The 26,887-nt window shown below is 65.1% G+C and carries 41 protein-coding genes and 1 pseudogene; 34 read left to right on the top strand and 8 right to left on the bottom strand.

Annotated features, from left to right (window positions below):
* From TSO5_RS32610 to TSO5_RS04320, 9 genes and pseudogenes are all read left to right on the top strand, one after another.
* Positions 1–609, top strand: a 609-nt coding sequence (locus TSO5_RS32610) for a hypothetical protein (protein ID WP_158282356.1), incomplete at its 5' end; no start/stop codon positions are given.
* A complete protein-coding gene (locus TSO5_RS04355) occupies positions 606–1,853 on the top strand; it encodes a hypothetical protein (RefSeq protein ID WP_109150421.1) in 1,248 nt (415 codons plus the stop codon). The genes TSO5_RS32610 and TSO5_RS04355, both read left to right, overlap by 4 nt.
* Before the next feature lie 7 nt (positions 1,854–1,860).
* A complete protein-coding gene (locus TSO5_RS04350) occupies positions 1,861–2,196 on the top strand; it encodes a hypothetical protein (RefSeq protein WP_109150420.1) in 336 nt (111 codons plus the stop codon).
* On the top strand, positions 2,193–3,392 hold the full coding sequence (locus TSO5_RS04345; RefSeq protein ID WP_109150419.1) for an SPRY domain-containing protein: 1,200 nt from the start codon (positions 2,193–2,195) through the stop codon (positions 3,390–3,392). Before TSO5_RS04350 ends, TSO5_RS04345 begins: the two co-directional genes overlap by 4 nt.
* A gap of 8 nt (positions 3,393–3,400) precedes the next feature.
* Positions 3,401–3,742: a hypothetical protein gene (locus TSO5_RS04340; protein WP_109150418.1), complete on the top strand. Its 342-nt coding sequence runs from the start codon at positions 3,401–3,403 to the stop codon at positions 3,740–3,742.
* A 65-nt stretch (positions 3,743–3,807) separates the two neighbouring features.
* Positions 3,808–4,248 (top strand): annotated as a pseudogene (locus TSO5_RS04335) (lysozyme); the annotation flags it as partial.
* A gap of 6 nt (positions 4,249–4,254) precedes the next feature.
* Positions 4,255–4,482 (top strand): peptidoglycan-binding domain-containing protein, encoded by a 228-nt coding sequence (locus TSO5_RS33590; RefSeq protein WP_282183485.1) that lies wholly within the window; start codon positions 4,255–4,257, stop codon positions 4,480–4,482.
* Complete coding sequence (locus TSO5_RS04330; protein ID WP_109150416.1) at positions 4,482–4,829, top strand: DUF6527 family protein; 348 nt, start codon at positions 4,482–4,484, stop codon at positions 4,827–4,829. Before TSO5_RS33590 ends, TSO5_RS04330 begins: the two co-directional genes overlap by 1 nt.
* A gap of 234 nt (positions 4,830–5,063) precedes the next feature.
* A complete protein-coding gene (locus TSO5_RS04320; protein ID WP_109150414.1) occupies positions 5,064–5,576 on the top strand; it encodes a hypothetical protein in 513 nt (170 codons plus the stop codon).
* Positions 5,577–5,606: 30 nt separating this feature from the next.
* Here TSO5_RS04320 and TSO5_RS04315 read toward each other — a convergent pair whose 3' ends face one another.
* The 8 genes from TSO5_RS04315 to TSO5_RS04280 all read right to left on the bottom strand — a co-directional run bounded on the left by TSO5_RS04315 (position 5,607) and on the right by TSO5_RS04280 (position 10,623).
* Entirely contained in the window at positions 5,607–6,302 is a 696-nt protein-coding gene (locus TSO5_RS04315) for a DUF3102 domain-containing protein (RefSeq protein ID WP_109150413.1), read from the bottom strand.
* The gene (locus tag TSO5_RS04310) at positions 6,289–6,918 is read right to left on the bottom strand and encodes a ParA family protein (protein ID WP_109150412.1); all 630 of its coding nucleotides are present in this window, start codon (positions 6,916–6,918) and stop codon (positions 6,289–6,291) included. Before TSO5_RS04310 ends, TSO5_RS04315 begins: the two co-directional genes overlap by 14 nt.
* A 43-nt stretch (positions 6,919–6,961) precedes the next feature.
* Positions 6,962–7,879, bottom strand: a complete 918-nt coding sequence (locus TSO5_RS04305) for a replication protein RepA (RefSeq protein WP_109150411.1) — start codon at positions 7,877–7,879, stop codon at positions 6,962–6,964.
* 252 nt (positions 7,880–8,131) lie between these two features.
* Positions 8,132–8,644 (bottom strand): SLOG family protein, encoded by a 513-nt coding sequence (locus TSO5_RS04300; protein WP_109150410.1) that lies wholly within the window; start codon positions 8,642–8,644, stop codon positions 8,132–8,134.
* Entirely contained in the window at positions 8,641–9,126 is a 486-nt protein-coding gene (locus TSO5_RS04295; protein ID WP_109150409.1) for an HAD domain-containing protein, read from the bottom strand. Before TSO5_RS04295 ends, TSO5_RS04300 begins: the two co-directional genes overlap by 4 nt.
* Complete coding sequence (locus TSO5_RS04290; protein ID WP_109150408.1) at positions 9,123–9,398, bottom strand: hypothetical protein; 276 nt, start codon at positions 9,396–9,398, stop codon at positions 9,123–9,125. Before TSO5_RS04290 ends, TSO5_RS04295 begins: the two co-directional genes overlap by 4 nt.
* A gap of 13 nt (positions 9,399–9,411) precedes the next feature.
* Complete coding sequence (locus TSO5_RS04285) at positions 9,412–9,852, bottom strand: hypothetical protein (protein WP_109150407.1); 441 nt, start codon at positions 9,850–9,852, stop codon at positions 9,412–9,414.
* A gap of 114 nt (positions 9,853–9,966) precedes the next feature.
* Positions 9,967–10,623: a LexA family transcriptional regulator gene (locus tag TSO5_RS04280; protein WP_109150406.1), complete on the bottom strand. Its 657-nt coding sequence runs from the start codon at positions 10,621–10,623 to the stop codon at positions 9,967–9,969.
* 147 nt (positions 10,624–10,770) lie between these two features.
* Here TSO5_RS04280 and TSO5_RS04275 point away from each other — a divergent pair, with 147 nt between their 5' ends.
* From TSO5_RS04275 to TSO5_RS04170, 25 genes are all read left to right on the top strand, one after another.
* Entirely contained in the window at positions 10,771–10,983 is a 213-nt protein-coding gene (locus TSO5_RS04275; RefSeq protein ID WP_158282355.1) for a helix-turn-helix transcriptional regulator, read from the top strand.
* Positions 10,980–11,141, top strand: a complete 162-nt coding sequence (locus tag TSO5_RS32605; protein ID WP_158282354.1) for a hypothetical protein — start codon at positions 10,980–10,982, stop codon at positions 11,139–11,141. Before TSO5_RS04275 ends, TSO5_RS32605 begins: the two co-directional genes overlap by 4 nt.
* On the top strand, positions 11,141–11,647 hold the full coding sequence (locus tag TSO5_RS04270; protein ID WP_109150404.1) for a RusA family crossover junction endodeoxyribonuclease: 507 nt from the start codon (positions 11,141–11,143) through the stop codon (positions 11,645–11,647). Before TSO5_RS32605 ends, TSO5_RS04270 begins: the two co-directional genes overlap by 1 nt.
* A 29-nt stretch (positions 11,648–11,676) precedes the next feature.
* Positions 11,677–11,907 carry a hypothetical protein gene (locus TSO5_RS04265; protein WP_109150403.1) on the top strand — a complete coding sequence of 77 codons (231 nt, stop codon included), beginning with the start codon at positions 11,677–11,679 and terminating at the stop codon, positions 11,905–11,907.
* Positions 11,904–12,902, top strand: a complete 999-nt coding sequence (gene thyA, locus TSO5_RS04260) for a thymidylate synthase (protein ID WP_109150402.1) — start codon at positions 11,904–11,906, stop codon at positions 12,900–12,902. Before TSO5_RS04265 ends, thyA begins: the two co-directional genes overlap by 4 nt.
* A gap of 2 nt (positions 12,903–12,904) precedes the next feature.
* The gene (locus TSO5_RS04255) at positions 12,905–13,117 is read left to right on the top strand and encodes a hypothetical protein (protein WP_109150401.1); all 213 of its coding nucleotides are present in this window, start codon (positions 12,905–12,907) and stop codon (positions 13,115–13,117) included.
* A 2-nt stretch (positions 13,118–13,119) separates the two neighbouring features.
* Positions 13,120–13,632: a dihydrofolate reductase gene (locus TSO5_RS04250; RefSeq protein WP_109150400.1), complete on the top strand. Its 513-nt coding sequence runs from the start codon at positions 13,120–13,122 to the stop codon at positions 13,630–13,632.
* Entirely contained in the window at positions 13,613–13,786 is a 174-nt protein-coding gene (locus tag TSO5_RS32600; RefSeq protein WP_158282353.1) for a hypothetical protein, read from the top strand. The genes TSO5_RS04250 and TSO5_RS32600 overlap by 20 nt, the downstream gene beginning before the upstream one ends.
* The gene (locus TSO5_RS04245; RefSeq protein ID WP_109150399.1) at positions 13,783–14,337 is read left to right on the top strand and encodes a hypothetical protein; all 555 of its coding nucleotides are present in this window, start codon (positions 13,783–13,785) and stop codon (positions 14,335–14,337) included. Before TSO5_RS32600 ends, TSO5_RS04245 begins: the two co-directional genes overlap by 4 nt.
* A gap of 117 nt (positions 14,338–14,454) precedes the next feature.
* Positions 14,455–14,943 (top strand): hypothetical protein, encoded by a 489-nt coding sequence (locus TSO5_RS04240; RefSeq protein WP_109150398.1) that lies wholly within the window; start codon positions 14,455–14,457, stop codon positions 14,941–14,943.
* On the top strand, positions 14,943–15,185 hold the full coding sequence (locus TSO5_RS04235) for a hypothetical protein (protein WP_109150397.1): 243 nt from the start codon (positions 14,943–14,945) through the stop codon (positions 15,183–15,185). Before TSO5_RS04240 ends, TSO5_RS04235 begins: the two co-directional genes overlap by 1 nt.
* Positions 15,185–15,514 (top strand): hypothetical protein, encoded by a 330-nt coding sequence (locus TSO5_RS04230; protein WP_109150396.1) that lies wholly within the window; start codon positions 15,185–15,187, stop codon positions 15,512–15,514. The genes TSO5_RS04235 and TSO5_RS04230 overlap by 1 nt, the downstream gene beginning before the upstream one ends.
* 5 nt (positions 15,515–15,519) lie before the next feature.
* The gene (locus TSO5_RS04225; RefSeq protein WP_109150395.1) at positions 15,520–16,365 is read left to right on the top strand and encodes a hypothetical protein; all 846 of its coding nucleotides are present in this window, start codon (positions 15,520–15,522) and stop codon (positions 16,363–16,365) included.
* A 3-nt stretch (positions 16,366–16,368) separates the two neighbouring features.
* Entirely contained in the window at positions 16,369–17,217 is an 849-nt protein-coding gene (locus TSO5_RS04220; protein WP_109150394.1) for an NUMOD3 domain-containing DNA-binding protein, read from the top strand.
* A gap of 9 nt (positions 17,218–17,226) precedes the next feature.
* A complete protein-coding gene (locus TSO5_RS04215; protein ID WP_109150393.1) occupies positions 17,227–18,027 on the top strand; it encodes an ATP-binding protein in 801 nt (266 codons plus the stop codon).
* 70 nt (positions 18,028–18,097) lie between these two features.
* Positions 18,098–18,742: a DUF669 domain-containing protein gene (locus TSO5_RS04210; RefSeq protein WP_109150392.1), complete on the top strand. Its 645-nt coding sequence runs from the start codon at positions 18,098–18,100 to the stop codon at positions 18,740–18,742.
* Positions 18,743–18,806: 64 nt separating this feature from the next.
* Positions 18,807–19,193, top strand: coding sequence for a hypothetical protein (locus TSO5_RS04205; protein WP_109150391.1), 387 nt, complete (start codon positions 18,807–18,809; stop codon positions 19,191–19,193).
* The gene (dnaN, locus tag TSO5_RS04200) at positions 19,190–20,332 is read left to right on the top strand and encodes a DNA polymerase III subunit beta (protein ID WP_109150390.1); all 1,143 of its coding nucleotides are present in this window, start codon (positions 19,190–19,192) and stop codon (positions 20,330–20,332) included. The genes TSO5_RS04205 and dnaN overlap by 4 nt, the downstream gene beginning before the upstream one ends.
* On the top strand, positions 20,329–21,537 hold the full coding sequence (locus tag TSO5_RS04195) for a DNA methyltransferase (RefSeq protein ID WP_199230800.1): 1,209 nt from the start codon (positions 20,329–20,331) through the stop codon (positions 21,535–21,537). The genes dnaN and TSO5_RS04195 overlap by 4 nt, the downstream gene beginning before the upstream one ends.
* The gene (locus TSO5_RS32595; protein WP_158282352.1) at positions 21,537–22,523 is read left to right on the top strand and encodes a hypothetical protein; all 987 of its coding nucleotides are present in this window, start codon (positions 21,537–21,539) and stop codon (positions 22,521–22,523) included. The genes TSO5_RS04195 and TSO5_RS32595 overlap by 1 nt, the downstream gene beginning before the upstream one ends.
* A 25-nt stretch (positions 22,524–22,548) precedes the next feature.
* The gene (locus tag TSO5_RS04190) at positions 22,549–23,067 is read left to right on the top strand and encodes a sigma factor (protein WP_158282351.1); all 519 of its coding nucleotides are present in this window, start codon (positions 22,549–22,551) and stop codon (positions 23,065–23,067) included.
* Positions 23,064–23,438, top strand: coding sequence for a hypothetical protein (locus TSO5_RS04185; protein WP_109150387.1), 375 nt, complete (start codon positions 23,064–23,066; stop codon positions 23,436–23,438). The genes TSO5_RS04190 and TSO5_RS04185 overlap by 4 nt, the downstream gene beginning before the upstream one ends.
* Before the next feature lie 48 nt (positions 23,439–23,486).
* Positions 23,487–25,163 carry a DEAD/DEAH box helicase gene (locus TSO5_RS04180; RefSeq protein WP_247870583.1) on the top strand — a complete coding sequence of 559 codons (1,677 nt, stop codon included), beginning with the start codon at positions 23,487–23,489 and terminating at the stop codon, positions 25,161–25,163.
* The gene (locus TSO5_RS04175; RefSeq protein ID WP_109150386.1) at positions 25,163–26,101 is read left to right on the top strand and encodes a site-specific DNA-methyltransferase; all 939 of its coding nucleotides are present in this window, start codon (positions 25,163–25,165) and stop codon (positions 26,099–26,101) included. The genes TSO5_RS04180 and TSO5_RS04175 overlap by 1 nt, the downstream gene beginning before the upstream one ends.
* Positions 26,098–26,887 (top strand): MmcB family DNA repair protein (locus TSO5_RS04170; protein WP_109150385.1); only part of this gene is annotated, 790 nt, incomplete at its 3' end. The genes TSO5_RS04175 and TSO5_RS04170, both read left to right, overlap by 4 nt.

Below are 26,887 nucleotides of genomic sequence, written 5' to 3'. Positions count from 1 at the left end.
GTCGGCGTCCACGAGATACTGTCAGACCTCCGGTACGATCCCGGCTGGGAGGATGTCTGGCCAGAGGTTTATGGGGACACCCCTGAGTGGGAAGACGAGGCGTGGTGGACCGGAAAGTACAGCAGTGAAGATCTTGCTAAATGGAAGGTCAAAACGCGCCCGGTACTGCTTGACAAAGTCTACCTGTTCGTAACTGCCACGCTGGAATTCGATTCCTCCACGACGCTGGATCTCGGTTTGTGGGAAGTCGCCAAGGGATGGCAGTTCGCCACCAACTACGCCCCCGGCGCTCAATTCGGATTCAGGATCCGCAGCAAGTCCGTCGAACACTGGGGCGGCGGCAAGGGGTTCGAGCGCCTCAACAAGCCGCGCACGTTCCGTGGGCAGATCGCCATGACGACCTTCACCGAGGCCATGGAGCAGGGCTTCGAAGACGTGTTCACGAACGACATCACCGAGCCGTTCCTGTGGATCGAGCGGCCGGACGATCCAAAGAACTGGCTCCGCACCAGCTACCTCGCCCGGAACACCGATCCAGGACCATCCAGCCATCATCAGGCGCCCGGCTGCGCCACCATCCCGCTCGCTCACGAAGAGGTTCTGCCGTGACCAACACTATCAACGCCAACGGCAACACCTATACGGACGACAGCGATCCGAATACTGGCATGGGCAATTACGGCTGGCGCAAGCGCCTGCTGCCCATGCTGAGCGACGTGATGGTGGATGTCGGTGCGAAGCTGCTGAACATCACCGGGATTCAGACAGACGTCACCAGCAAGCAGTCCGCTGTCTCAACCGCCGCCACCACGGCCACCAATGCCGCCACCACGGCGACGAACGCCCGTGACCAAGCCGTTGCCGCCGCCAACACCGCCGCCTCCCTGGTGCTGGTCAAGCAGCCGTCCGAAATCGCCGGCATCGACCCGCTTGTCAGTCTCCAGTTCAGCGGCCCGAACGCCGTCCCGACCGGCGCGATCACCGGATCGTCGGGCAAGTGGGTATGGCGTCAGGACGGCACGCGCATCAACCTCCCGGCAGGGACGGCGCCTATCGAATACGACCCGGTGACGGCGGCGGTGCGGGGATTGGTCATCGAGAGCGGTAGGGCCAACCTGATACTCAACAGCGACACGCTGACCGCGCAGGCTGTGAGCGTCACGGCGCAGCAGTATACACTCAGCTACTACGGCACCGGGACGGTCGCGTTGTCTGGGGCCTACAGCGCGACCGTTACGAGCGCCGGGACTTCGCCAACGCGGACCACTCTGACCTTTACTGCGGCAGCCGGCGCTCTGACGCTGACGCCAACCGGAACCGTCAAATATGCACAGCTTGAGGCAGGATGGAGCGCCACCAGCTACATCCCGACGGCAGGCTCTACCATCAACCGCGCGGCAGACGTCAACGCCATCACCCTGCCGTATGCTGCCACACGCGGCACGCTCTATGCCGAGGTGTCCTGGGGTGACATCGCCATCGCGGCAGAGATCAGACTGGATGACGGAACTCCGCTCAATCAGGCCAGCATCCGCTGGGGCTCCGCGCTTGGTGGGTCGCCTGGAGCATGCGGCGCATTGGTCAACGTCGCAGGGGCAACCGTGGTTGACAATCGCGGGCCGTCGCTGGCGAACAACGCGGTCCACAAGATCGCGCTGTCTTTCGGGCCGTCCGGCTACTCGCTGTCGGCTGACGGATCGGCTGTCGTCACTGCATCCGCTGCCATTCCGAGCGGTCTCACCCGCCTGATCTTCGGCGATGGGTCCATCTACATCGGCCGTTACTTCCTGCGCCGCTTGGAATTTTACCCGGCTCCCGTTGCTGACGCCATCCTCCCACTGCTGACTGCGTGAGGTCATTATGGACACTCTGCATCTTCGCGCGGATGACGAGGACGCGCTGATCACCGCTCTGCCGATGTTGCGAGGCGTTGGCCTGGACGGCGCTCCGTGCTGGTTGATCGCTGGCCCCTCATGCGACGCGGACGTGATCGGCCCGCTCACCCTGACCCCTGCCGTGGTCGATCCGGACAGCGGGGAGGTGACGGTTCCCGCTGTGGTTGACGAGCGCTTCCACATCAACGTCGATCCGGCTGAACACCGCTTTGATCCTGCCGAGTGGGAGGCCATCGTCGCCGCCGCTGAGCCCTTTACGCTTGCCGACATCGCCAATCCCCGCAGGAGGTTCCAGGCATGACCTACCCATTTGCCCGCCGGAACGTCGCCGGTCTGATGCCGCCTCGGCTGGCCCAGCTTGTCGAGACCACGATGATTTGGGGCGGCACAAGCACTGGCTCTGCCAACGCCCAAGTCATCAGCCCTGAATTTTCTGCCGATATGAAGGGGCACCCCACCTACGTGTGGGTGGCTGGATACTCCAACACCTCCGCTATGACGCTATCAGCAGACGGCGGCGCAACGACACCGGCGCACCGAAAGGCGGACGGGACGGCCTTCGTCGGGGGTGAGATCGTCGCCGGCAACATCTACCAGTCGGTGTGGGACGGCACCTACTGGCGGCTGATCGGCGGCTCTGGTAGTGGCGGTCTCTTTGCCGCCTCGCTTACCAAGGCGACGAATTACACTCTCGTTCCAGCCGATGGCGGGGCAGCAGTCAAATGCACTGCGGCGATTGCCCTCACTTTGCCGGGCACTTCCGCCGTAACTGGCGCATGGGGCGTGCTGGTGTCCAACAGGTCCACCGGCAGTGTCACCATTGCTGCGGCTGGCTCCGATCTTATCGCCGGCTTTGCCAGTTTCACCCTTCGCGCGGGCTGGGACGTTACGGTGTATCGTACTGGCGCGGGCGCTTGGGAGGTGGCAAATCTCGCCACGCCGGCTGCAGCATCACAGGCGACTTGGAACCCCAGCTTGGCCGGCCCATCCATAGTGCTCAGCGGGGGAAACCTGACAGCCACGGGCGGGGCATCGACAAGCGCGGCACTGGCGACCATCGGGGCATCAACCGGAAAGCGGTATTGCGAAATTTACGTGCAGTCGGTTGCTACGGCTAACGATTACCGCATCGGCCTTGCGACGAGCGCCACAGCGCTTAGCGGGTATCTCGGCAACGATACAGTTTCTTGGGCATATGTTGCTTCTGGTGGAAAAGTAACCAATGGAACCGGCGTCGCCTATGGGGCAGCGTACACCGCCGGAGACACGGTAGGAATTCTGTGGGACGCGGACGCCGGGAAAATTTGGATGACAAAGAATAATGTGGTTCAAGGCGGTGGAGATCCATTGGCCGGAACTAATCCAATGTACTCCGGTATTTCCGGCACTCTGTACCCAGCGATCAGCCTCGTAGGAAGCGGGAGCGTGGGGATTGCGCGCTTTTCCTTGACGTCGCTCGTCTACTCTCCCCCCACCGGATACACTACGTTCTATTGAGGTGACGCATGGAAATCTTCGAAACAGTGGCGTCCTTCGACGCAGCAACCCACCGTCAGGCCGCCACCTACACCGACACAGAGGACGTGGAGAACGGCCGCATCATCCGCGTGTGGGCCGTGGAGCCGATCCCCCCGGAGGAAATCGCCGCGGCAGAAGCGGCCAAGCGTCGGAGTGAGCGGGATGCGGCCATGCCGGAGCCGCTGAACATCCTCAGCCGCCACCGGAACCAACGCGACTTCGGCCTACCCACGACGCTGACCGACGAACAGGCGGTAGCGTGGGCCGTGTACCTTCAGGGCCTCCGCGACTACCCCGAGACGGGAGTATGGCCCGACAAGCCAGAGTAGCCCGCGACAATACTCCAACCCCCATAGGCGCCCGTGTGGCGCCTTCTTCATGCCCGGAGCCTGACATGACCAAGCCTGTCTGCCCTGCAGCCGTCGATCTGGTGAAGCATTTCGAGGGCCAACGCCTCGATGCATATCTCTGCCCGGCCGGCGTCCCCACCATTGGTTACGGCCACACCGGCGCCGATGTCCGTCTCGGCATGAGCATCACCGCCGATCAGGCCGAACGGCTGCTGGCGGCCGACATGACCCAAGCCGCCTCGGTCGTCGACAAATACGTCCGCGTGACGCTGCCGGAAAACCCTCGCGGCGCGCTGTCGAGCTTTGTGTTCAACCTGGGTGCGGGGGCGTTTGCGTCGTCCACCCTGCTGCGCATGCTGAACGAAGGCGACACCGCCGGGGCGGCTGGCCAGTTCGGTCGCTGGACCAAGGCGCGGGTCAACGGGGAATCCGTCGATCTGCCGGGGCTGGTGGCCCGCCGTGCTGCCGAGGCGGAGCTGTTCAGCGGCAGCGTGTGGCAGCCCACCAGCAACCCGTCTCCACAGCCACAGGCGGTCGTCGCGCCGGACGGCGACGATGCCGATCGCATCCGCCAGATCCAGGCGATTGTTGGGGTGCCGCAGGATGGGCACTACGGCCCGGTCACCCACGCGGCGGTGGTGTCGTGGCAGGGTGCGCATTTCCTGCGCGCCGACGGCATCGTGGGGCCGATCACCGCCAAGGCGATGGGGCTGCGCTGATGGCGGCCCTGTCGAACATCCTCCGGAGCGTCGAGGGCAACCGCCTGATGTTCTGGTGTCCAGGCTGCGATGGTGCCCATGCCGTCCGCATCGGGGATGGATCAGGGTCGGGCTGGACCTATAACGGGAACCCCAACGCGCCTACCTTCCGCCCGTCCATTCTGGTGAATGGGACCAAGCCGCTTACCGATGACCAGCACGTAGCGATCATGCGCGGCGAGGCTGTCGAGCCGGTGTCGACCGCCTGCCATAGCTTCGTGACCGACGGCCAGATTCAGTTCCTCGGCGACTGCACACACGACTTGGCCGGCCAGACGGTCGCAATCCCCGACTTCGACGCCGGCTGATCGTGGACCCCATTGAAGCCACCCATGCAGTCGGGCTGCCGCTAAAGCTGCTCGGCGGCGCGATGGGGAGGATCACGTCGGCTGAGCAAGATCGGGGCTGCTTCGTCGTCGGCCTGTGGAGCGGCAACTTGCCGACCGGGTCGATGACGATTCCCTTCGACCGTGTGCAGCCCCTGCGCCCGGGGTGTCGGGCGCTGATTGAAACAACCGAAACCGCTTGAGAGGAGATTTGTCATGGATGACATCTGGGATGGCATCAAGGGAATCCTGGCGACGGTAGCGCCGGGCATCGCGACCGCGCTCGGCGGCCCGCTGGCGGGCGCCGCAGTTGCCTCGATCGTGGGAGCGCTCGGACTGCCGGCCGACGCCCCACCGGAAGACATCGCCGCCGCGGTGAAGCGGGCCGGCCCGCAGGAACTGCTCGCCATCAAGCAGGCTGAGCAGCAGTTCCTCACCGACATGCGGAAGCTCGACATCGATGTGACCCGCCTGGGCAACGAGGATCGGGCCAACGCGCGGGCGCGGCAGGTGGCCCTGAACGACCACGCCCCCGCGTTGATCGGCGGGGGCGTGCTGCTGGTGTGGGCTGGCGTGCAGGCCTACGTGATGAGCCACGGCCTGCCACCCGGCCTGCCGGAGGCGGTCGCCACCCGCGTGTTGGGCATGCTGGACGCTGCCGCGCTGGGCGTCATCTATTACTTCTTCGGGTCCAGCAACCAGCGTCCGGAACCGAAGCGGGGGTCATGAGCAAACTCTGTCCCGGGACAGAATTTGGAGTCAGGCCGCACCTTCGCCCAGCCGCTCCCTCAGTTCGGCGATTTCCGCCTCTATCCTGGCTCGCTGTCCGATCAGCGATGCCAGCCGCTTCCGGTCCCGCACGCGGGCGTCCTCCTCATCGTCCTGTAGACGCATGCGCTTCTTGAACTCCTCGATTGCCCGGCGCGTGACGGCGGGAGTGACCAGCCCCTCCTTCAGCGCCACCGGCCGCTCGTGCTCGTAGAGCGAGACCAGCTGGTAGGCGACCGTATAGTTCGGCGGCAGCGCGTCCGCCGGATAGACGCCTTCGTCCACCGCCCTGGCAATGGCCATCAGCCGGTCGGCGATGTTGTGCGAAAAGGGGAGACGCTGAGAGGTGAGCACCATGAAGTCGCCATGGGCCAGCTTCTCTTTGGCTAGGTTCAACGCCCGACCGGTCTCAATGAAGGCGCGGCCGGCGGCGCCCCATAGGCGCCCGACCTCGCCGGAGAAGTCGTCGACCGTCTCCAGGTCCTTCGGTGGCGCAGGCACCTCGGCGCCCGTATCGTTGTCGAGGACCGGAGGAGCGTCCTGCTTCGCGACGCTCGGCAGCTTGGTGGCGAACGGGTTGATCTCGTTACGGATCTGCTCCGGGTCGAACTCCTCCGCCTTGAAGGTACGGCGCTTGGGCTTGTGAACCACCTCCACGCCAGCCATCGAATTTTTACGCGGCGGCATGGCCGGCCTCCATCAGGTCAGCGATCTGATCGGCCAGGGCGGCAATGTCTTCCTGGACCGCCTTGTCAGCGATCGGCACGCCGGTGTAGGACGCCTGCTGGTAGGCTGTCCGCATGGGGATGTCGACCGTCAGCATCGGCACCTTGAACACCGTCAGCTGGTCGACGGTCTCCGCCGTCACCTGGGCGCGGCGATTGACCTTCGTCAGCAGGGCAGCGTGCGGGATGGCGCGGCCTTTGATCTCCTGCGCCTGCTGGATGATCATCTGCGTCTTGACGGCCTCGATCACGTCGTTGCGGTCCGGGCTGCACGGGATAATGACCACGCTTGCCGCCGCCACCGCGTACAGCATCCCGCGGGTCAGCACGCCAGCGACGTCCACCACGACGATCTCGGCCTCAGCCTGAGCCGCCTTGATGGCCGCCAGCAGCCCCTCCTCCTCGACCACCTCCACCGGCACGTCCGACTTGCTCAGCCGCTTGACGAGATTCTGGTTGGGATCGCTGTCGATCGCCTTGACGGTGTGCCCCTCGCGGAGGAAGTGGTGGGCGATGCAGGCAGCGGTCGTGGTCTTGCCCGGCCCTCCCTTCGTTGACGCAAATACAAATACGGCCATTGTGTCCTCGCGGTTTGGGTCTCGTTTGGCATCTGGCGACCGGTCAAGCCGCTGTGAGCTTCGGCACTGGCGGCGGAGACGGGATCAGAACGAGACCGTTGCTGTCAAGATCGACGCGCGCTTCGGGATAGGCGGCCAGTGCCGCCCGCAAGCTCTCCACAAAGCGCGGCTTGAAGTGCTTCATCTGGGCGAACCCGCCGCCGAACTGCTGATACAGGGCCGGCCACGAGATCGGCATGGGCTTGGATAGGCTGTGCAGCCGGTAGGCCAGCCACACATAGGCGTCGAGCGCCATCGACTGCGAACACAGCTCCTTCAGCGCGGTGTCGCGCACCGGCACCGGGTGGTCGCGCAGGGCGGCGTAGAAGCCTTCCGACAGGTGGACGACCTCTTCGAATAGCTTGCCCTGCCGGCCGTCAGCCGCCTCACCGCCCAGGTTGAAGGCGCCGTCCACGATGCCGAACTGAACGTGATCGGCACTGTCGTTCCAGTCGAAGGTCAGGATGCAGCGGCTGATGCGACGCGCCTGGTCGCGGATCGCGGCAAAGCTGGTGCCGCCCACTGACACGCCCATGCGGCCGAACCACTCGTTCATCGACCTGCCGAGCACCACCTCGCGCGTGCTGCGCTTTAGGGCCTCCGATTGCAGATAGAACAGGATCATGCGCGCCCGGGCGCCATACGGCACGCCGATCGGCACCGTCTTGCCTTGATCTCGCACATGGCCGGGTGCGATCATCAGCGTCACGCGGGCACCGGGGCGGGTCCAGACTTCATCGGGCGGCCGGGGCTTGTGCGGCAGGCTGGTCAGGCAGAAGCCGGCGTAGGTGATGCCGATGGCCAGCCGCTCCTCTTCCATCAAGGCGGCGGCGATGTCGACATAGCGCCGCTGTTCAGCCGGCACCATCTCGCGGGCGCGCTCTGCACCGTGATGAATGATCAGGTCGTGGATTTCAGCCATGGCTCACCTCTCGGTCCGATGGTGCACATCGAGCCGTGTCGGGTCAATTTGGCATCTGGCGACCAAGCGGATTGGCATCTGGCGACCGGTCTATTGGTAGTTACTAGAGATCTTTTATTAGTATGGTCGCCAGATGCCAGTGGAGGACTCGGGATTCCGCCGATTCGGCGGTCGCCAGATGCCAACAACTGGTCGCCAGATGCCAATGGATAAGTGCGACGGTCGCCAGACGCCAGGGGATAACTGCCCCAGCTACCGGCGGTCGCCAGATGCCAAAGGCGAATCGGAGTCGTTCAGCCGAAGCCACTCGCCCCACAGATTCTCAATCGGCCGCTCGACGCGCTGCGCATACCAGCAGCAGTTGGCCGTACCCCCGCGCGAGCCGTCCCAGAGGGCCAGCAGCAGGTCGCAGCGATCCACCATCCACTCGTTCCGCACCTGCATCTTCCAGGGCTCGTAGGGGCCGGGCGACACAACCACGACATCGTCGGACAGCGCTAGCAGGCGGCGGTAGTAGGCCTGGGACAGCGCCGGCCATCGGCTCTCCTGGTTGTCGCACGGAACGGCGGCGGTGAACTGGATGCCAGCCAGCACCGCTGCGTGCGCGAGCGCCAGATCCCACCCCAGCGCCATGCCGCTGACGACGCGCGTGATATCGGCTCGTGCCGTCAGCCAGCTTGACGCGAGCACGAGCAGGCGCGCTTGGGTGGCGCGGCCGAATCCGCCGAGTTTCTGCGGGCGGTGTCCTGTGCCGGCGACGATCATGTGGCGGCCGGCAGCCGCTCGCACAGCAGCCGCATATTGTCGATCTCCAGCAGTTGGCCGGCCCGCTTAAAGTGCTCCTTCATGAGGCCGTCTTCCATGGAGCAGCGAACGGCGCCATTCAGCGCAACATCCTCGTCGTCGATGGCGACATAGTGGGTCACCTCCGGATGTCGCTTCAACCACGACCGGATCTCTCGCGTGCGGCCAGATGGGCCGTCGAAGTGCGGGCCGGTCGACCAGTCGTCGTGCAGGTGCGCCGGGCAGATGCCGTTGCAGGCCAAGCCGGCAGCCAGGCGCTCGCGCCCATGCTTCCGCCAAGTGCTGGAGATGACCAGCTTGGCCGGCGCGAGATGCAGCAGACGCAGCACCATGGCGACCGCCACCGGATCGAACCGCGTGACCAGCGTCCCGTGGTTCTCCGGCAGGTAATAGGCGCGACCGGGGATCATCGGACCGTCAATGTCGAGGAAGATGACTTTCATGGCCGAACGACCTCCAGCTCGTTGCGCTCGAACACGGGATCGGCGCCGATGAAGCAACGCGGCCCAAAGATGTGGAACACCCCCCAGGCGGTCATCTCCACCCGCCCATCCGGCAGGGGCTTCGGCATGCCCTCGTCGTCGGCGATCTTCCGACCGAAGGGCGAGGCCGCATTGCATAGCCGCGCCTCGCGGGCAAGGTGGTCGCGCAGGTGCCGCTCACCGCTGGTGGTCAGGCGAAAGCGAAGCTGGCCGTTGATGTTGAAGGTGGTCACGTCCGCCTCCTATTCACGCATGTGGAGTTGCGGTGAAATCGAAATGGCGAAAAGCGCGAGCGGCGATCGCCTCATTCAGAACGCGAGCATGCTCACGCAAGCCCCTGACGTCCCGGTGGGTTTCGTCGCGCACGGCGTGACGCGACGGCGCCACAAACGCGGTCGGGCACGGGCGCGGCGTGACGCCGCTGCGGCGTGCCTCCTCCGCCAATTCCGCAGCCGTCCAGGTCCGAACCGCCGGCCTGGAAGGGGAGGGGAGGGAAGGGCGGGGTAGGGGGCGCGGCGCGGTGAGTTTGAGGCCGTACCGGCTGCACCACTTCTGCGCCCAGCGCTCGGACAGTCCGTAGAACTCGCCGATCTGGGCGTAGGTCGCCCCCGGCACCGAGCACAGGATGGCCAGATCTTCCCTCGTCGCGCCGTTGTCCGGCGCGCCCTTGCGCTTGCCCTGCTGCATGTCGTGGTCTCCGATGGCCCGGCCGGCGATCTCTCCAGCTCGGCGGGGCGCGTTGTTCGATGACCGGAGGCTATGACAAACAGGACTATTTACGCAAGAGAAAAAAACAGGAGGCTACAGAGCCTCCTGACTCCCCACCACGATGTGGACCGCTTCGATGTCGTCGGCAGCGAACTCGCGCTCGCCATCGGCGTAGGTGCTGACGAGCAGCGAGCCGTTCGCCCAGCCGCCGAACTCCGCCACCATGCCGGTGCCGTCCTTCAGCATCACCACGACGGCAGCGCCGGGGGAGGCGGTGCGGCGCGGATGGATGTGCAGGTGCTGGCCCGGCCGGTAGCGCGGCATCATGCTGTCATCCGGCATCACCAGCACGTAGGCATCCTTCACGCCCGCCAGATAGTGCGGGGCGGGGTAGGTGCCGGCCGAATCCGGATCGAGCGCCAGCGGCCCCGTCTTGCCGAGGAAGCTGAAATTTCGGATGGGGATGGCGGTCGTGTCGGCGACAGCCTGAATCGGAGCCACCGCGCCGCGGCCATAAGCCACCGCATTGATGATCTCCCGGTCGCCCTTCCCCAGGAAAAGTGCCGGATCCTTGCCCAGTATCTTACCGAACTTCGCGGCCCATTCGGGCGAAATGCGGCGCTCGCCGCGCTCCAATTTCGCGTAGTTCGACTGAGTGGTGTCCGTCATACGAGCCATTTCCACCTGGGTCAGGCCCTTTTCCTTGCGAGCAGCGATTAACTCGACTGCCTCTCGCGGAATACTGGTCATTGCGTTCTCCGATATTAATTAAGCCTGATCAACAGGTTGTTGTGTGAAACTTAGTACGAAACGTCATATTTTGCAATGGGGGTTGTCCGCAACATCTCACCCGAAATAGTCCTTTCGGTCATAAACGTCTCGCGCTACATCGGATGCATGAACCTCGACACGTTCCTGCGCCAGGAGCAGATGACCGAAGTGCAGTTCGCGGAACGCGCCGGCATCAGCCAATCGGCCGTCAACAAATACCGTAACGGCAAGCGCGTGCCGCGCCCCGCCACCCAGGTGAAAATCCAGCGGGCGACCAGCGGGGCGGTGACGCCGCTCGACTGGCTGCCGGCCGAGGCCGTCGCGGGGCTGCCGAAATGAACGCCCGCGAGAAAGCCGCTGCGGAACGCGAAATCACCGACTTGGTGAAGCGGCTGCAGCAGATTGCCGACGGCTCGCCGAAGGCAACACCCAACGAGCAGGCCGATATTCGCGCGCGAATCGTCTCGCTGCGCGCCGGGCTGGCGGGAGGGCGGTGATGCTCCGCATTCGGCTGGACGGCGACCTGCAGGGGAAAGGCCGGCCACAGTTCGATCCGCGAACCGGCCGCGCCTACACGCCAGGTCAGACCCGTACGTATGAGTCTGACCTGCGACGGACGGCCCAGCACGCCATGCGCACGGCCGGCCTGTCGGTCATTACCGGCCCGGTGCGGGTGTGCTTGCTGGCCGAGGAGGAGGTGCCGGAAAGCTGGGCGCGCTGGAAGCGCGATGCCGCACTGCTGGGCCTGATCCGGCCCACCGTCAAACCCGATGCGGACAACATAATAAAGATGCTCGACGCCTTGAACCCGGTGAAACATAAGATCGCCGGGAAGAAGGTGACCGAAGACGTCGTCTGGTCCGACGACGCGGTCGTGGTCGAGATCCAGTTCGAGAAGCACTATTCCGCCACACCCGGTCTGACCGTGACCGTGACGCCGCTCAACGCGGCGCCGGCGCAGATCACGCGGGCCAGCCAGTTGCCGGCGGCGCCTGCCGCCTGACCACCACACCCCAACCAGGGATCAACACCATGAAGCGAAGCCACGCGGCTGAACGCACCCTGCTGCACGCGGGCATGCGAGACGGCAATCACATCTGGACCGGCGGCGGCATGCGCCGGGTCAACAAATACGCCGGGGTGGGCGCCAGCGTGCCTGGCAGCTTGCGGCGGGCCGCGAAGCGCATCGGCGACGAACACGGGCTCACGCCCCAGCAGGTGATTGCCGGCGTGAACCGGGCGGCGAAGGAGACCGACCAATGAAGGCGTATCTCGATCTCCTGCGGGACATCATCACCAACGGCACCGACAAGGACGACCGCACCGGCACCGGCACGCGCAGCGTCTTCGGCCGGCAGATGCGGTTCGATCTGCAACAGGGCTTTCCGCTGCTGACCACCAAGAAGGTGTTCTTCAAGGGCGTCGCCGCGGAGCTGCTGTGGATGATCTCCGGCTCGACCAACATCCGGCCGCTGGTCGAACAGGGCGTCTCGATCTGGACCGACTGGCCGCTCGCCAAATACAACGCCTATCACAAATCGACTGGCGGCGAAGGCGAGTTCTCGCGCGCCGAGTTCGAAGCTATGATCTTGGCCGACGACGATTTCGCCGAGCGCTGGGGCGGGCTGGGGCCGGTCTATGGCGCACAGTGGCGTGACTGGGAGGGTGCCGGCATTGGCAATCGCGTCGACCAGCTTGCCAATGCCATCGAGACGCTGCGCACCAACCCCGACAGCCGGCGGATCATCGTCAACGCATGGAATGTCGCCCAGGTCGACGGCTGCGCCCTGCCGCCCTGCCACATGATGTTCCAGTTCAACAGCCGGCCGTTGAGTGCTCGGCAGCGGCTCGTGATTTACGGGGCGCGCGACAATCTGGACCGTGACGAGGTCGCGGTACATGAGGTCATGGATAAGCTGGGCATTCCTCGCCGTGCCCTTGATCTCCAGTTCTACATGCGTTCGGTCGATGTATTCCTGGGCATGCCCTTTAATATCGCCAGCTACGCGCTGCTGACCCACATGGTCGCCCAGATCACCGGCCATGCGCCGGGAGAGGTCGTCTGGACTGGCGGCGACGTTCACATCTACCGAAATCATTTTGGTCAGGTATGCGATCAGTTGACCCGCGCGCCGCTGCCGCTGCCGACCCTGCGCCTCAATCCCGAAGTGGCCGACATCGACGGCTTCACGCTCGGCGACATCGCGCTGGACGGCTATGACCCGGCCCCGGCGATTAAAGCTCCGGTGGCGGTGTGACCATGACAGCTTTCCAGACCGCCTATTTGGCGACTGTCGTCAAGCTGCTGGCGACCTCGGCGCTGATCATGATCTTCGCCGAGGGCTATCACGGCTGGGCGCGCCATGTGCCACAGCTGGAGCGCATCATGTACGGCCTGGTCGGCGTCGCTGGACTGCTGATTAGCGCCTTTGCTCTGGCGCTGCTTCTGACGCCAATCGCGCCCTGGGAGTGACGATGATGCAGATCTCCATCATCGCCGCTGTCGCCCTCAATGACGTGATCGGCTGCCAGGGGAAGCTTCCCTGGCAGCTGTCTGCCGATCTCAAGCGCTTTCGGGAGTTGACGCTCGGCAAGCCGGTCATCATGGGACGCAAAACATGGGAAAGCTTGCCAAGGAAGCCGCTGCCCAACCGCATCAATGTCGTAATAAGCAGCGATCCGGCCGCACAAGGCCGATTCCAGGATGCGACAGTCGTGCACTCGCTGGAATCGGTGCTGAATATCGCCCACGCCTTCCGTGAGGTCTTCATCATCGGCGGTGGCGAGATCTACCGCCAAGCCCTGCCGCTCGCCGACCGCGTCCATCTGACCCGCGTGAATCTGGAGCCCGAGGGCGACGTCACGTTCCCGGAGATGACCGGCTTCCGGCCGGCGCTGATCGGCGACTGGCAGATCGAGAACGGCATTCAGTTCCGCTACGAAACCCATGTCAAAGAGGGTGCGGTCAATGTCCAGACCGCAAAGTGATTTCCGCCACCGCTTCATCATCCACTGCTCCGCCTACGTCGGCATCGCGCTGCTGGTTTTCGGGGGCGCCTGGGCGGCCGGTCGGCTGCACCACGCCACGTTCAGCAGTAAGTCCGTCCCGGTGGAGCGCATAACCAAGGAGAGCGCGCGATGAGCGCCATCAACGATATCGCGGCCGAGCGCCGCCGGCAGATTGATGCCGAGGGTTGGTCGGTCGAGCACGACGACGACAATAGCGAGGGCCAGATGGCCGCCGCTGCCGCCACTTATGCATGGATTGCTTCGTTTGACGACGCGAGGCGCGCCGAGGCATCCACGAATTCGCGTGGCGGGTACATCAACCTGCTGAGATACATCTGGCCCCGAGACTGGGCGATAAAGTGGTTCAAGCCCACCAACCCACGCCGCGATCTGGTCAAAGCCGGCGCGCTGATCGCGGCCGAGATCGAGCGGCTGGACCGTGCCGCCGGCACCGCCTCCACCGAGCCGCAGTGGGTGCGCGTCGACGACTTCCGCGGCGAGCCGAACACCGGTCCGATGGCATGGTGGGTCAACGAGAGTGGTCGCATCGAACTGGACGAGGTGCTGCTGGGCGACGAGGGCGAAGTCGTCGGCAAGGGTGGGTGTGGGGCCAGCTTCTGCACCCACGTCCGGCTCGCTCTGCCGCACGAGATCCCGGCCCCGCCGACCACCACCCGCGGCTAACCCTTTTTCGTGAGGAGAAAAAGTCCAAAAAGGACTATTCATCCTCCGGCCCGCCCGCTACGTTGAATCCACGGCCGGCGCACGATGTTGCTCCGGCCCAACCCCCGGAAGGACAGCATGACGAACAAGCTGACGATGGACCAGCTTGGTGATCTGCCGATCGCCCAGAGCTTGGACAAGCCGCTGGACCATCTGCACGGCCTCCAGGAAGAAATCTCCGCGGCCGAAGCCAAGCTGAAGAGCGCCAAGGCGTGGCTCAGCGCGGCGCTGGACCTGCGGTTCAAGACCGACGCCGCCAAGCTCCGCAAGGATGCCGGCAAGGACTTCGGCACGGTTCGTCTGGAGAAGGCCGAGGCCGACGAGCGGTTCTTGATCGAATGCGATTTGGAAAAGAAGGCGGAGTGGGATCAGGCCAAGATCGGCTCCGCCGTGCTGGAACTCCAGAAGCTCGGCGAGAAACCGCGCGAATACGTCGAGACCACCTACAAGGTCAGCGAGACCAAGTTCAAGGCGTGGCCCGAGCGCATCCGCAAGCTGTTTGAGCCGGCCCGTACCGTCAAGCCGGGCGCCGCCAAGTACCGGATCACGAAGAAGGAGCCGGAGTGATGGATAATCCCCGCTCCATCGAGTTCGTGCCGAACGAGAAGGGATACCTGGAAGCCGACGGCATCCGCGTGCTGGCCCTTCTCCCGCCGGTCGTGCCGACCGAGACCACCCCGACCATCGGCGCGGCCCTGCTGACCCACCTCAACAACCGCATTGCGACCGCGCTGAACGCCGCCGACCCGACACTGGCCGGTGACATCGTGGCCGCCATCCGCAACTGCAACAAGAGGATCGTCGCCTGATGAGCAAGGAAAAGATCGAACTGCTGCTGGCCAAGATGCCGGACGCCGCCGCGGACCCGGTCGGTCACGCCGATGCGATGGCCGAGATCGCGCAGCTGGCCGCGGACGCCGAGAAGTCGGCTCGTTCGGCCCATGTTCAGGCCGTCGCAAGTGCCGACGCCATTCTGGTTGGTGACGAGCACATTCTGCGTACGCTCGGCGACTTCGACGCAAAATTCGACAACTGCGATAAGCGCAACGAGATCGTGAAGCGCGTCGCCGCCGCCATCAACGCCGACCAGGATCTGGTCCGCGACATCTACTCCATCATCACCGGCAACCGGGACTGATCACCATGAGCAATCTGCAGCAGGAACTCCTGATCACCATCACCGGCCGCGTGCCGCTGCCCTCCGGTCTGTTCGAGCAGGCCCGCGTGATCGCGAGCGTCGAGGACAAGATCATCGCGCTGCGCCAGACCGCCGGGTCCGTCGACGGCATCGACTTCCAGGTCGATGCGCAGGTGGTGGCCGCCGGTGCCGAGCCGGAGCAGCCCGAGGCCGGCCAGCCGGAAACCGCGGAACAGGCCGCGACGCGCCGGAAGCGCCGCACCAAGGCCGAGATGGAAGCTGCCCGTGCCGCCGAGGCGGCCCAGCAGCAGGGTGCCGAGCCGCCGGCCACGCCGACCGGCGAGCAGCAGATCGACCTGGAGGAAGCCATCGCGGCGCAGGGCGTGCCGACGGGCGCTATCGTGGTGACCGGCCAGTCCGACGTGATGGTGCAGGACATCCCGCTGACCCAGCCTGCCCCCGCTCCGCAGCCGGTCGCCCAGCAGCCGGTTCCGTCCGCTGCCCCGGCCAAGGCCCCGCCGCCGTGGGCCAAGAAGTCCGAGCCCGCCCCGGCCCAGGACGCTCCGCCGGCCGCCGCTCCGGAACCCGCCGCCCAGCAGCCGGTAGGTGCGGGCCGCATCCCGGTGCTGAAGGCTGACGGCACGGTCTTCTCGTCCTACGCCAGCATCGAGAACGCCGAGGCGAAGATGATCGAACTCATCAACGCCTGCACGACCGAGCCGGAACTGGACGCGCTGATGGGCGTCAACGAGCAGGTGTGCGAGTGGCCGATGGCGATCCGCGAGCGCGTCTACAGCGCCGCGCAGGACCGCGAGACGGCCCTGGTCGCTGCCGCAAAGGCGGGGGCGTAAGCGATGGATGCGCCGGCGGTTTCTGGGATCTATCGGATCCGCAATACCGTCAACGGCAAGGTGTATATCGGAAGCGCCGTGAACATTCGTCGGCGCTTCCGTGACCACCTTCGCGAGCTTCATGCTGGAACCCACTGCAATCCTCGACTCCAGAAATCGTGGGCCAAGCACGGAGAGCAAGCCTTCTGCTTCGAGGTCGTGCAGATCGTGGAGCAGAAGGAGTTGCTCACGTCGATTGAGACCGAGCACATCGCAACTGGTCGGCTTACCGACCCCTGCCGCGGATACAACATCTGCAGCACGGGGCGAAGCGCCCTCGGTCTCAAGCGGTCGGACGAGACGCGGCAGAAGATGTCCCGCTGGCAGATCGGAAGAAAGATGTCCGATGAGGCCAGGCGCAAAATGACGCTGTCGCGCATCGGAAGGAAGCTCAAGCCCGATCACGTCGCCAAGTTGAGGGCGAAGCGCCAATCGCCAGAGGCTAGGGCCAAGATTTCGGAAGCCCTCCGGAAAAGACCGCCTCCAAGTGAAGAAACGAGGCGGAAGTTATCCGAAAGCAACAAGGGGAAAAAGCGCAGCGAGGAATCCAGGCGGCTTATGGCGGAGAAGGCGAAAGGAAATCGCTCCGCACTCGGTCATCGATTATCTGACGAAGCGAAAGCCGCGATCTCGGAATCGCAACGCAAGCTCTCGAATCACCAAGTCGCCGAAATCATCGAGAAGCGCTTGAGCGGTCGCACATTCAAATCTCTGGTCGAGGAGTACGGGTGTTCGGTTTCGACCATCAGAACCGCGATCAGGAACGCGAAAGAGGGTCGCTACGGATACTCGCTACCAGATCCAGGCAATTAGGAGGCCAACTTGGCTATCAACATCAACCACCTGAAGCGCAAGAACGAGATCAAGCCGCCGCGCGTGATCCTCTATGCGTCGGGTGGCATCGGCAAGACGCACTGGGCGACCGGGTGTCAGTTCGACGCAAACGGCTCCGTGATCCCGGAGACGGTCGGCTCCAACAGGCCGGTGGTGCTGTGCATCGAAAACGGTCTCGGAAAGCTGGATGTCCCGCACTTCGAGCTGTACCAGAAGGGCATCACCTTCAACGACGTGATCGACGCCTTCGGCGTGGTCTATGAGAACAGCGACGAGTTCGAGACGGTCGTTGTGGACAGCCTCGACTGGCTGGAGCCCCTGGTGTGGGCTGAAACGTGCCGCCGCAACAACTGGAAGACGATCGAGCAGCCGGACTTCGGCCGCGGCTATCTCGCCACCATCGATGTGTGGAAGGAATACATCGAGGCCGTCAACGCGCTTCGCGACGACAAGAACATCGCGGTCATCCAGCTTGCGCACGCCGTCGTGAACAAGACCACGCCGCCCGATTCCGAGCCGTATGATCGGTACGAGATCAAGCTGCACAAGCTCGCGAAGGCCAAGATGATCGAGCATTGCGATGCTCTGCTGTTCGCGAACTATCGGACCAGCACGATCAAATCCGACGTCGGCTTCAAGAAAACCGTCACCAGGGGTGTCGGCCGCGGCGAGCGGCTTATCTTCACCGAGGAGCGCCCCGCGTTCCTGGCCAAGTGCCGGTATCCGCTGCCCGACCAGATCGACATGAGCCTCGGCTACGCCGAACTCGTCAAAGCGGTGGCCTCTTAACCGCCCTTTCTACGCCCGCAAATAGTCCTAAAGGGACTATCCATACACCGCCATCCCACAGGAGTTTTCGATGGCCCAGATCGGCTACCAGTTCAATGCGCACGACGTCGACCCCGCCGCTCCGTTCGAGGTCTTGCCGCCGGGCGACTACGTCGTCCAGATCGTCCAGTCCGAGACCAAGGAGAACAGCGCCGGCACGGGGTCCTACTTGACCCTGGAGATGGAGATCCTGGACGGAGAGCGCGCCGGCCAGCGGCTGTTCGACCGCCTGAATCTGTGGAACCCGAACCAGAAGGCGGTCGAGATCGCCAACCGCACCCTGTCCGCCATCTGCCACGCCACCGGCGTGATGGTGGTCGAGGACAGCGAGCAGCTGCACTTCCACCCGATGGTGGCGAAGGTGGTCGTCAAGCCGCCGCGCACCGACGAGAAGACCGGCAAGCAGTACGACGCCAGCAACGAGGTCAAGGGCTACAAGCCGGTGGGTGCGGCCGGCGCCGCCCCGACCCAGCGTGGCCCGGCCAACCCGCCGCCCCAGCAGGGCGGGTATCAGCAGCAGCCTCCGCAGCAGCAGTACGCTCCGCCGGCCGGCCAGCAGGGTGGTTATCAGCAGGCGCCGCAGCAGGGCTACCAGCAGCAGCCGGCCCAGCAGGGCTACCAGGCTCCGCCGGCCGCCGGTGGGCCGCCGAAGAACGCGCCCTGGAAGCGCGGCTGATACCCCGCGACCGGCGGTCCCGACGCCGCCGGTCGCCCCTCCCCCGTGAACGCGCGAGACCACAATGAACGACCCCGAAACCACCATCACCGTGACCGACGCCGCCCCGGTCCGCCCGCGGCGTCCGCTGAACCCGCTGATCGAGAACCCGATCACCGGTGCCGAGATCCGCTACAACATCGACATTCTCACAATCGAGGTCGACCGGATCGAGGCCCAGACCCGCAGCCGCGAGACCGAGGGCAAGCTGGACCCGGACTGGCTGCGCCGCTCGACCGACGCCAAGCTGCACCGTCGCGCCGAAATCGCCCGCCTGAAGCTGGAGGAAGCCCGCGCCAGCGTGCCGGACGGCGCCGTGCTGCGCGCCATCATCGCCGAGGCTAAGAGCGAGTTCACCGACGAGGCGTGGGCGGAGATCGAGGCCGATGCGCGCGATCAGGTGCGGGCATGAGCGCGGTCATCGAAACAGCCGCGCTGCGGTCGGCTGTCCGTGCCGCCGCCGCGGTGACGGAGCGGCGCAATTCCATCCCGATCCTGGGCTGCGTGCGGGTCCGCGCCGACGCTGACGGCGTCGCCATCACCGCCACCGACATGGACATCAGCATCACCACCCGTGCGCCGGTGCAGACTGCCGGCGAATTGGATGTGGCTGTGCCGGCGGGCCGGCTAACGCGCGTGCTGACGGCGCTGGACACTGGCACCATCACGCTCACCCCCAAGGGCAAGGACCTGGAGTTCACGGCGGGCGAAACGACGGGTGGCCTGTACGGCTTTCCGGTGGAGGACATCCCCGTCGTATCCGCCGATTTCCCCAAGGCGCGGACCTTCACCATGCCGGCGGATGCCCTGCGGGCGGTCCTGGCCAACACGCTGATCGCTGTCAGCACCGAGGAAACGCGCTATTACCTCAACGGCGTCTATCTGCACGGGCGGGAGACGCATGCCGGCACGCGGGCGCTGACCGGCGTCGCGACGAATGGCCATGTCATGAGCCAGCAAGACGCTCCGCTGCCGCCGGCGGCGAGCGAAGCGTTTCCGGTCGGCCCGGCCGCCGGCTACATCCTGCCGCGCAAATCGGCGGGGCTCCTGCTGCGCATGCTGAGCACGGAGTCGGGCGACCGCGTCGAGGTGGCCATCGACAGCAATCGCACCAAGGTGCGCTTCCGACTGGCCGACGACACCGAACTCATCAGCAGGTTCATCGACGGCACCTTCCCCGACTATGAGCGCGTGGTGCCGCGCAATTTCACCGGAAATGCGAAGGTCGGCCGCCGCGACCTGCTGGCCGCCCTGCGCCGCGTGTCGGCCATGTGCGAGGGCAAGCACCGTCACGTCCTGCTGCGCTTCGACGGCACGCGCCTGGGCGTGATGACGAAGGGCGAGGAGGGCGGGCATGCGTACACCGCCATCCCGACCGTCTCCACGCACCCCATCGAGATCGGGGTGAATGCCGCCTACCTGCGCACGCTGCTGGCCGCCTCCGACGCCGAGGTGACGGTGATCAGCTACAGCGATCACGCGAATCCGCTCCTGCTGCAGGGCGAAAGCGAGCCGGCGCTGCGCCAGGTCATCATGCCGGTGCGGATATGATGGCACGGCACGAGCTCCATCATGGCGACTGCCGCAGCACTCTGCGCTGGAAGCTCCGCAAAAGCCTGTTCGATGCGTGCGTCACCGACCCGCCGTACGAACTGGGCTTCATGGGAAGGGAATGGGACAAGCGAGGGGTCGCGTTCGATCCGGAGACGTGGCGGGCCATCTACGACCGCCTGAAGCCCGGCGCGCACCTGCTGGCGTTCGGTGGCACCCGCACCTTTCACCGCATTGCCTGCGCCATTGAGGACGCCGGCTTCGAGATCCGCGACACGGTCATGTGGCTTTATGGCTCGGGGTTCCCGAAGTCGCTCGACGTGTCCAAGGCGCTGGACAAGATGGCCGGCGCGGAGCGCGAGGTGGTGGCTGAGGGGGCAACTGTGCGCCGCCTGCGCCCAGGCGCTGACCAGAACAAGGATGGTTCCTGGGAGAAGCTGAACGACCGCACCTACACCCACACGGTCACCGCGGCTGCCACCGAGGCGGCACTCCAATGGGAAGGGTGGGGCACCGCTCTCAAGCCGGCCTTCGAGCCGATCATCGTTGCGCGCAAACCGTTGATCGGCACCGTCGCGGCGAACGTACTGGCGCACGGGTGCGGCGCGCTGAACATCGACGCATGCCGCGTGCCGACCGGCGACACCATCATCGCCACGCGCAACACCGCACTAGGCGTCATGAACGATGATGGATGGCAGCCAAAGCCCGGGGTTTACGAGCAGAACGCCGCCGGCCGCTGGCCCGCCAACGTGATCCACGACGGGTCAGATGAGGTCAAGGAGGCGTTTGCAGCCTTCGGCACCAAAACGAGCGGGACCGGGGCCGTCAAGCGGGTCTCGTCCGGCGACAACGAGGGGAACCGCGGGGCGGCCTATGGGGCTGAGAGCCGACCCGAAGGAACGCCGATGGTCTGCTATGGCGATTCCGGAAGCGCTTCTCGCTTCTTCTACTGCGCCAAGGCCAACAAGGCAGACCGTGCCGCATCGAAGCATCCCACCGTCAAGCCGATCGCCCTGATGCGCTACCTGTGCCGTCTCGTGACGCCGCCGGGCGGCACGGTGCTGGACCCTTTCGCTGGCAGCGGTTCGACGCTCCAGGCCGCCATGGAGGAAGGGTTCAACGCGGTTGGCATCGAGCGTGAGGCCGAGTTCATCGCCGACATCGAGCGCCGCATGGCGCGCTTCTCGACGGAGGTCGCGTAATGGCCCCACTCCCCCGCTCCATCCCAGACCCCACCCTTGAAGCTGCCGACCGCGCGCTGGAGGTGAAGGGCAACCGAAAGCCCGGCCCGCGCCTGGGCATGGGTGTGATCGGTGACGAGTGCGCTCGCAAGCCGTTCTACCAGATCCGCTGGGTGGCGCCCGTCTTCTTCGACGCGACCAGCATCAAGCGCTTCGATGACGGCCATCGCACCGAGGACCTGATGGCCGAGCGCCTGCGCTTGGTGCAGGGTGTGACGCTGCTGACGGTCGATCCGGAAACCGGTCGGCAATTCGGATTCAAGGACCACGGCGGCCACTTCCGCGGCTTCTGCGACGGCAAGATCATCGGTATCTTGCAGGCTCCCAAGACATGGCACGTCTGGGAAGGCAAGACAACAAATGAAGACAAGCAGAAGAAGCTAGAGAAACTGAAGGCGGATCTTGGCGAGAAGAACGCGCTTCGTGCCTGGGACTTCACCTATTTTGTTCAAGCTCAACTTTACATGCACTATACCGGCTTCGACCGGCACTATCTGACCTGCGCATCGCCGGGTGGCCGGAGCACCGTTTCAGTCCGCACGGAGGCGGATCCGGCCGAGGCCATGCGGCACATCGCCAAGGCCCGCCGGGTGATCTTCAGCGACGTGCCGCCGGAGCGCGTGTCGAGCGACCCGTCGTTCTTCAAGTGCCGGTTCTGCGACTTCTCGGAGGTCTGCCACGGCAGCCGTCTGCCGCAGCGCAATTGCCGCACCTGCGCCTTCTCCGAGGCCGTGGAGGATGGCGAGGGCTCATGGCGATGCGCGCGGCACGAGGACAAGATCCCGCTCGACTTCCAATACACCGGCTGCGGCGAGCACCGCTTCAACCCGAATCTGGTGCCGGGCGAGCAGATCGACGCGGCGCCCGATGCGTCGTTCATCTCCTACCAGATGCGCGACGGATCCTACTGGACGGACGAGGGGCCGCAGGATGGCAAGAGCACGTAAACCGAGGCGTTCGTTCGAGCAGCAGATGCTGGAGTGCCGGACCGCCCTCCGCGCCCAGGCGCTCAAGCTGACGCACAACAAGGCGGACGCCGACGACCTGCTGCAGGACACGCTGACCCGAGCCATCGAGCGGCGCGACCTGTTCGATGGCACCAACATGGGCGGCTGGCTGCGGGTCATCATGCGCAACCTGTTCGTCAACAGCCGCCTGCTGCACGCCAACAAGCTGGAGCACATCCCGCTGGATGCGCTGGAAGGGCAGCCGGATCCGGATCGTGACGCGCCGCGCAGGCCCGACCACATCGCCCTGCCGGCGGTCGCCCCCACCCAGGAGAGCGCCGTCGATCTGGCGGACACCGCACGCCGTATGGAGGGCAACCTGTCGCTGGAGCAGCGGCTAGCGCTGCTGAAAGTGTCCGGCGAGGGGCGCAGCTACATCGACGTGGCCGCCGAGATGTCCCTGACAACCGGCGCCATCAAGCAGCGGATTTCCAGCGGGCGGGCACTGATGCGTCGGCTGCGCGAAATGGAGATGGATGAATGATTTCGATCCTCGACAGCATCTACGTCGCGCGCCGCGATGCGGCTTCCGGCACTTGCCTGTCCGCCCTGACCGACGATCAGGCGCGCACGATTGCCGACCGCATTCAGGCCGACATGATGGCGAGCAACCTCCAAATCGCCGACGCACGGCCGGTGGATGCGCAGGTGGCGGATCTGACCGCTCGGCTGGAGCAACTGCGCGAGGGCTACAGCAAGCAGATCACCGCGTTGTCGTGCGCCCGCGTGCTGCTGCAGAAATTCCGGCACGTCATCTCCACGCCCAAGGAACGCGCCCTGCTGGAGGAGATCGGCGAGCCGGACATTGATGACCGCGCGCTCGCCCATCTGGTGAAGACGCGCGCCAAGGAATAGTCCGAAAAGGACTATCGGCGCTTGACCGCTCCCGCCGCGGCGGCGAGCATGGATCTGCGGCTGGCGCACGATGTTGCGCCGCCGACCCCTTTCGCACATACCCCGAGCAATGCGATGAAGCTCAATCTGCGGCCCTACCAGCAGAAGGCCATCGACGACCTTTATGGCTGGATGGGCGACAACGACGGCAACCCGCTGGTGGTCATTCCGACCGGCGGTGGCAAGAGCTTGGTGATCGCCAAGCTGGTCGAGGACATCCTCACCCAGTGGCCCACCGAGCGCATTATAATAATTACACATGTGAAGGAACTAGTATCACAAAATTACCAGGAATTGCTCGGGCTCATGCCGCATTGCCCGGCGGGCATCTACAGCGCCGGCCTGCGCTCGCGCGACAAGACCAGCCAGGTGCTGTTCTGCAGCATCCAGTCCGTCCACAAGAAGGCCTACGAACTCCAGAAGTGCGACCTGATTCTGGTCGACGAGGCGCACCTGATTCCGAACAAGGAATCGGGCATGTACCGCAAGTTCATCAGCGACATGAAGGCGATCAACGGCCAGCACCTGCGGGTCGTTGGACTGACCGCCACGCCGTTCCGCATGAATACCGGCATGCTGCACACGGGCGACAACGCCCTGTTCGACGGCATTGCCCACGAGACGCCCATGCTGGAACTGATCGAGGCTGGTTACCTGTGCCCGCTCATCAGCAAGGCGACCGCCACCAGGCTAGACGTGACCGGCGTCGGCACGCGCGACGGCGAGTTCATTGCCGGCCAGCTGGAGGCTGCCGTCGATCACGACGAGATCACCGCGGCGGCGGTGAACGAGGTGGTGCAGTTCGGCCAGGACCGGCGCAGCTGGCTGCTGTTCGGTGCCGGCAAGAAGCATTGCGGCCACATCCTCGACGCCCTGCGCGAGCGCGGGGTGGCTGCCGAGGCGGTGTTCGGCGACACGCCCGACACCGAGCGCGACGCCATCATCGAGCGGTTCCGGCACGGCAAGCTGCGAGCACTGGTCAGCATCAACGCGCTCACAACCGGGTTCAACGTCAAAAGCGTTGACCTGATCGCGTTACTTCGGCCCACGAAAAGTGCTGGTCTCTATATCCAAATTTGCGGCAGAGGCACCCGTTGCCTGGGCGCCGACATCCACGAATCCATCCGCAACGGCAAGTCCGATTGCCTCGTGCTGGACTTCGCCGGGGTGGTGAGCCGCTTCGGACCGGTCGACCAGATCAAGGTGGTCGACCGCAAGAAGGGCGACGGCGGCGAGGCGCCGACCAAGGAGTGTCCGCAGTGCGAGAGCATCTGTCACGCCTCGGCCCGTGAGTGCGCCGACTGCGGGTTCGTCTTCCCAGAGCCCACCATCAAGATCGAGGCGCGTTCGTCGGCATTGCCGATCCTCAGCACCGAGCGCGTCGATCCGAACTGGCTGCGAGTCGACAAGGTCTTCTACCGGCGACACGACAAGGCCGGCGGCACGCCATCCCTGTGCGTCGTCTACCAATGCGGGATGGTGCAGCACAAGGAATACGTCTGCATCCAGCACGCCGGCTTCCCGCGGCAGAAGGCCTGCACTTGGTGGAGCCGGCGGGCGCCGGGCCAGCCGATCCCGGCCAATGTCGACGAGGCGCTGGAGCGCGTCAGCGCGCTTGCGGTCCCGGCGGAGATCGCCGTGCGGCCGGTCGGGAAATACGTCGAGATTTCAGGACACCGATTCTGATGGCCATCATCGAAATCAATCAAGGTGACTGCATCGACGTGCTCCGCTCCCTGCCGGACGGTATCGTCAATTGCTGCGTCACCAGCCCGCCCTATTATGGCCTGCGCGACTACGGCGTCGATGGACAGATTGGGCTGGAGCAAACGCCGGACGAATACGTCGCCAAACTGGTCGAGGTGTTTCGCGAGGTGCGGCGGGTGCTGCGCGACGACGGGACGCTTTGGCTGAATCTGGGCGACAGCTTCGCCGGTGGTGGCGGGGGCAACTACGGATCAGGCAAAAACGTCGTTTCGCAAGGCGGACAGCAGGTAACAAATGTGCGCAATCGGCAATCTTGGCTTACTGCGGCGGGCCTGAAGTCAAAGGACCAGATCGGTATCCCCTGGATGGTCGCGTTCGCGCTGCGCGCAGACGGCTGGTATCTGCGGAGCGACATCGTGTGGAGCAAGCCCAACGCCATGCCGGAAAGCGTGCGCGACCGGCCAACACGCGCCCATGAGTTCGTGTTCCTGCTCACCAAATCCGACCGCTACCTGTACGACCACGAGGCTGTCAAGGAGCCGGCGGTCTCCGATCACAAATCAGGCAACGGCTTTAAGCGAGACGCTCGCCTCTCCTACAAGGACGCCGATGGCGCTCGCGGAAACGATGAGCAGTGGGATGGTGTCGGCGGCTTGCGCAATTTGCGCTCTGTGTGGACCGTCAGCACCAAGCCTTTCAAGGGCGCGCATTTCGCGACCTTCCCTCCCGATCTGATTGAGCCGTGCATCAAGGCCGGTTGCCCGGCCGGCGGCATAGTGCTTGACCCGTTCTTCGGCGCGGGCACTACCGGCTTGGTGGCGCGCAATCTGGGTCGTGACTGCATCGGCATCGAATTGAATCCTGAATACATCGCCATAGCCCAGCGGCGGCTTGGCCTGAAATCGGAGGCCGCATGACCTGGAAACACGACGATCTCGCCAACGACTTGGCCGAGCACCTGCGGACGCCCGAGCGCATGATCTGGACCGACATGCAGCTCGGGCCGGCTGGCAGCCCGCGCCCCGACGTCTACAGCGTGCCGAAAAGCTACAGCCGGTTCACGCCGCTGGCCTACGAGATCAAGATCAGCGTGGCCGACTTCCGGTCCGACGTGACCAGCGGCAAGTGGCAGAGTTACCTGCGCTACGCCGCCGCCGTGACGTTCGCGGTCCCTGCCGGCCTCATCACCAAGTCCGACCTGCCGGCCGGCTGCGGTCTGATCGTGCGGGGCGATGACGGCTGGCGGACGCTGAAGGCGCCCACACTCCGCCCCATCGAGAACCTGCCGCTGGAGGCGTGGCAGAAGCTGCTGATGGATGGCGTGAAGCGCCTGGAAGGTCGCGGGCGTCAGGACCGGGCCGGCGCCGGCCGCGAAGGCGACCCGTTCGTAACGTGGCACGCGGTCGCCTCCGTCCGCAAGCGCCTGGGCGAGAAGGTGGCCAACTTTCTGAAGGATGAAGCGGCATGCCGCCAACGGCTGGAACGGGCGCGCGAGCGTGCCGATTCCGCCCAAGCTGCAGCTGACAAGGCCTATCGCGAAGCGGTCGACGATGCCCGTGAGCGCGCCGACCGGGAAGTCGCCGCGATGAACCAGATCCGTGCTGACCTGTGCGCGACGCTGGCCCTGCCGCCGACGGCGCACGACTTTCAGATCCGCCAGAAGGTGCGAGCGCTCACGATGCGGCTCGACCGCGACGAGGAGG

Source organism: Azospirillum sp. TSO5, assembly GCF_003116065.1.
Lineage (GTDB): Bacteria > Pseudomonadota > Alphaproteobacteria > Azospirillales > Azospirillaceae > Azospirillum.
The sequence above is the reverse complement of the archived record's forward strand: the minus strand, read 5'-3'. Positions and strand labels throughout refer to the sequence as shown.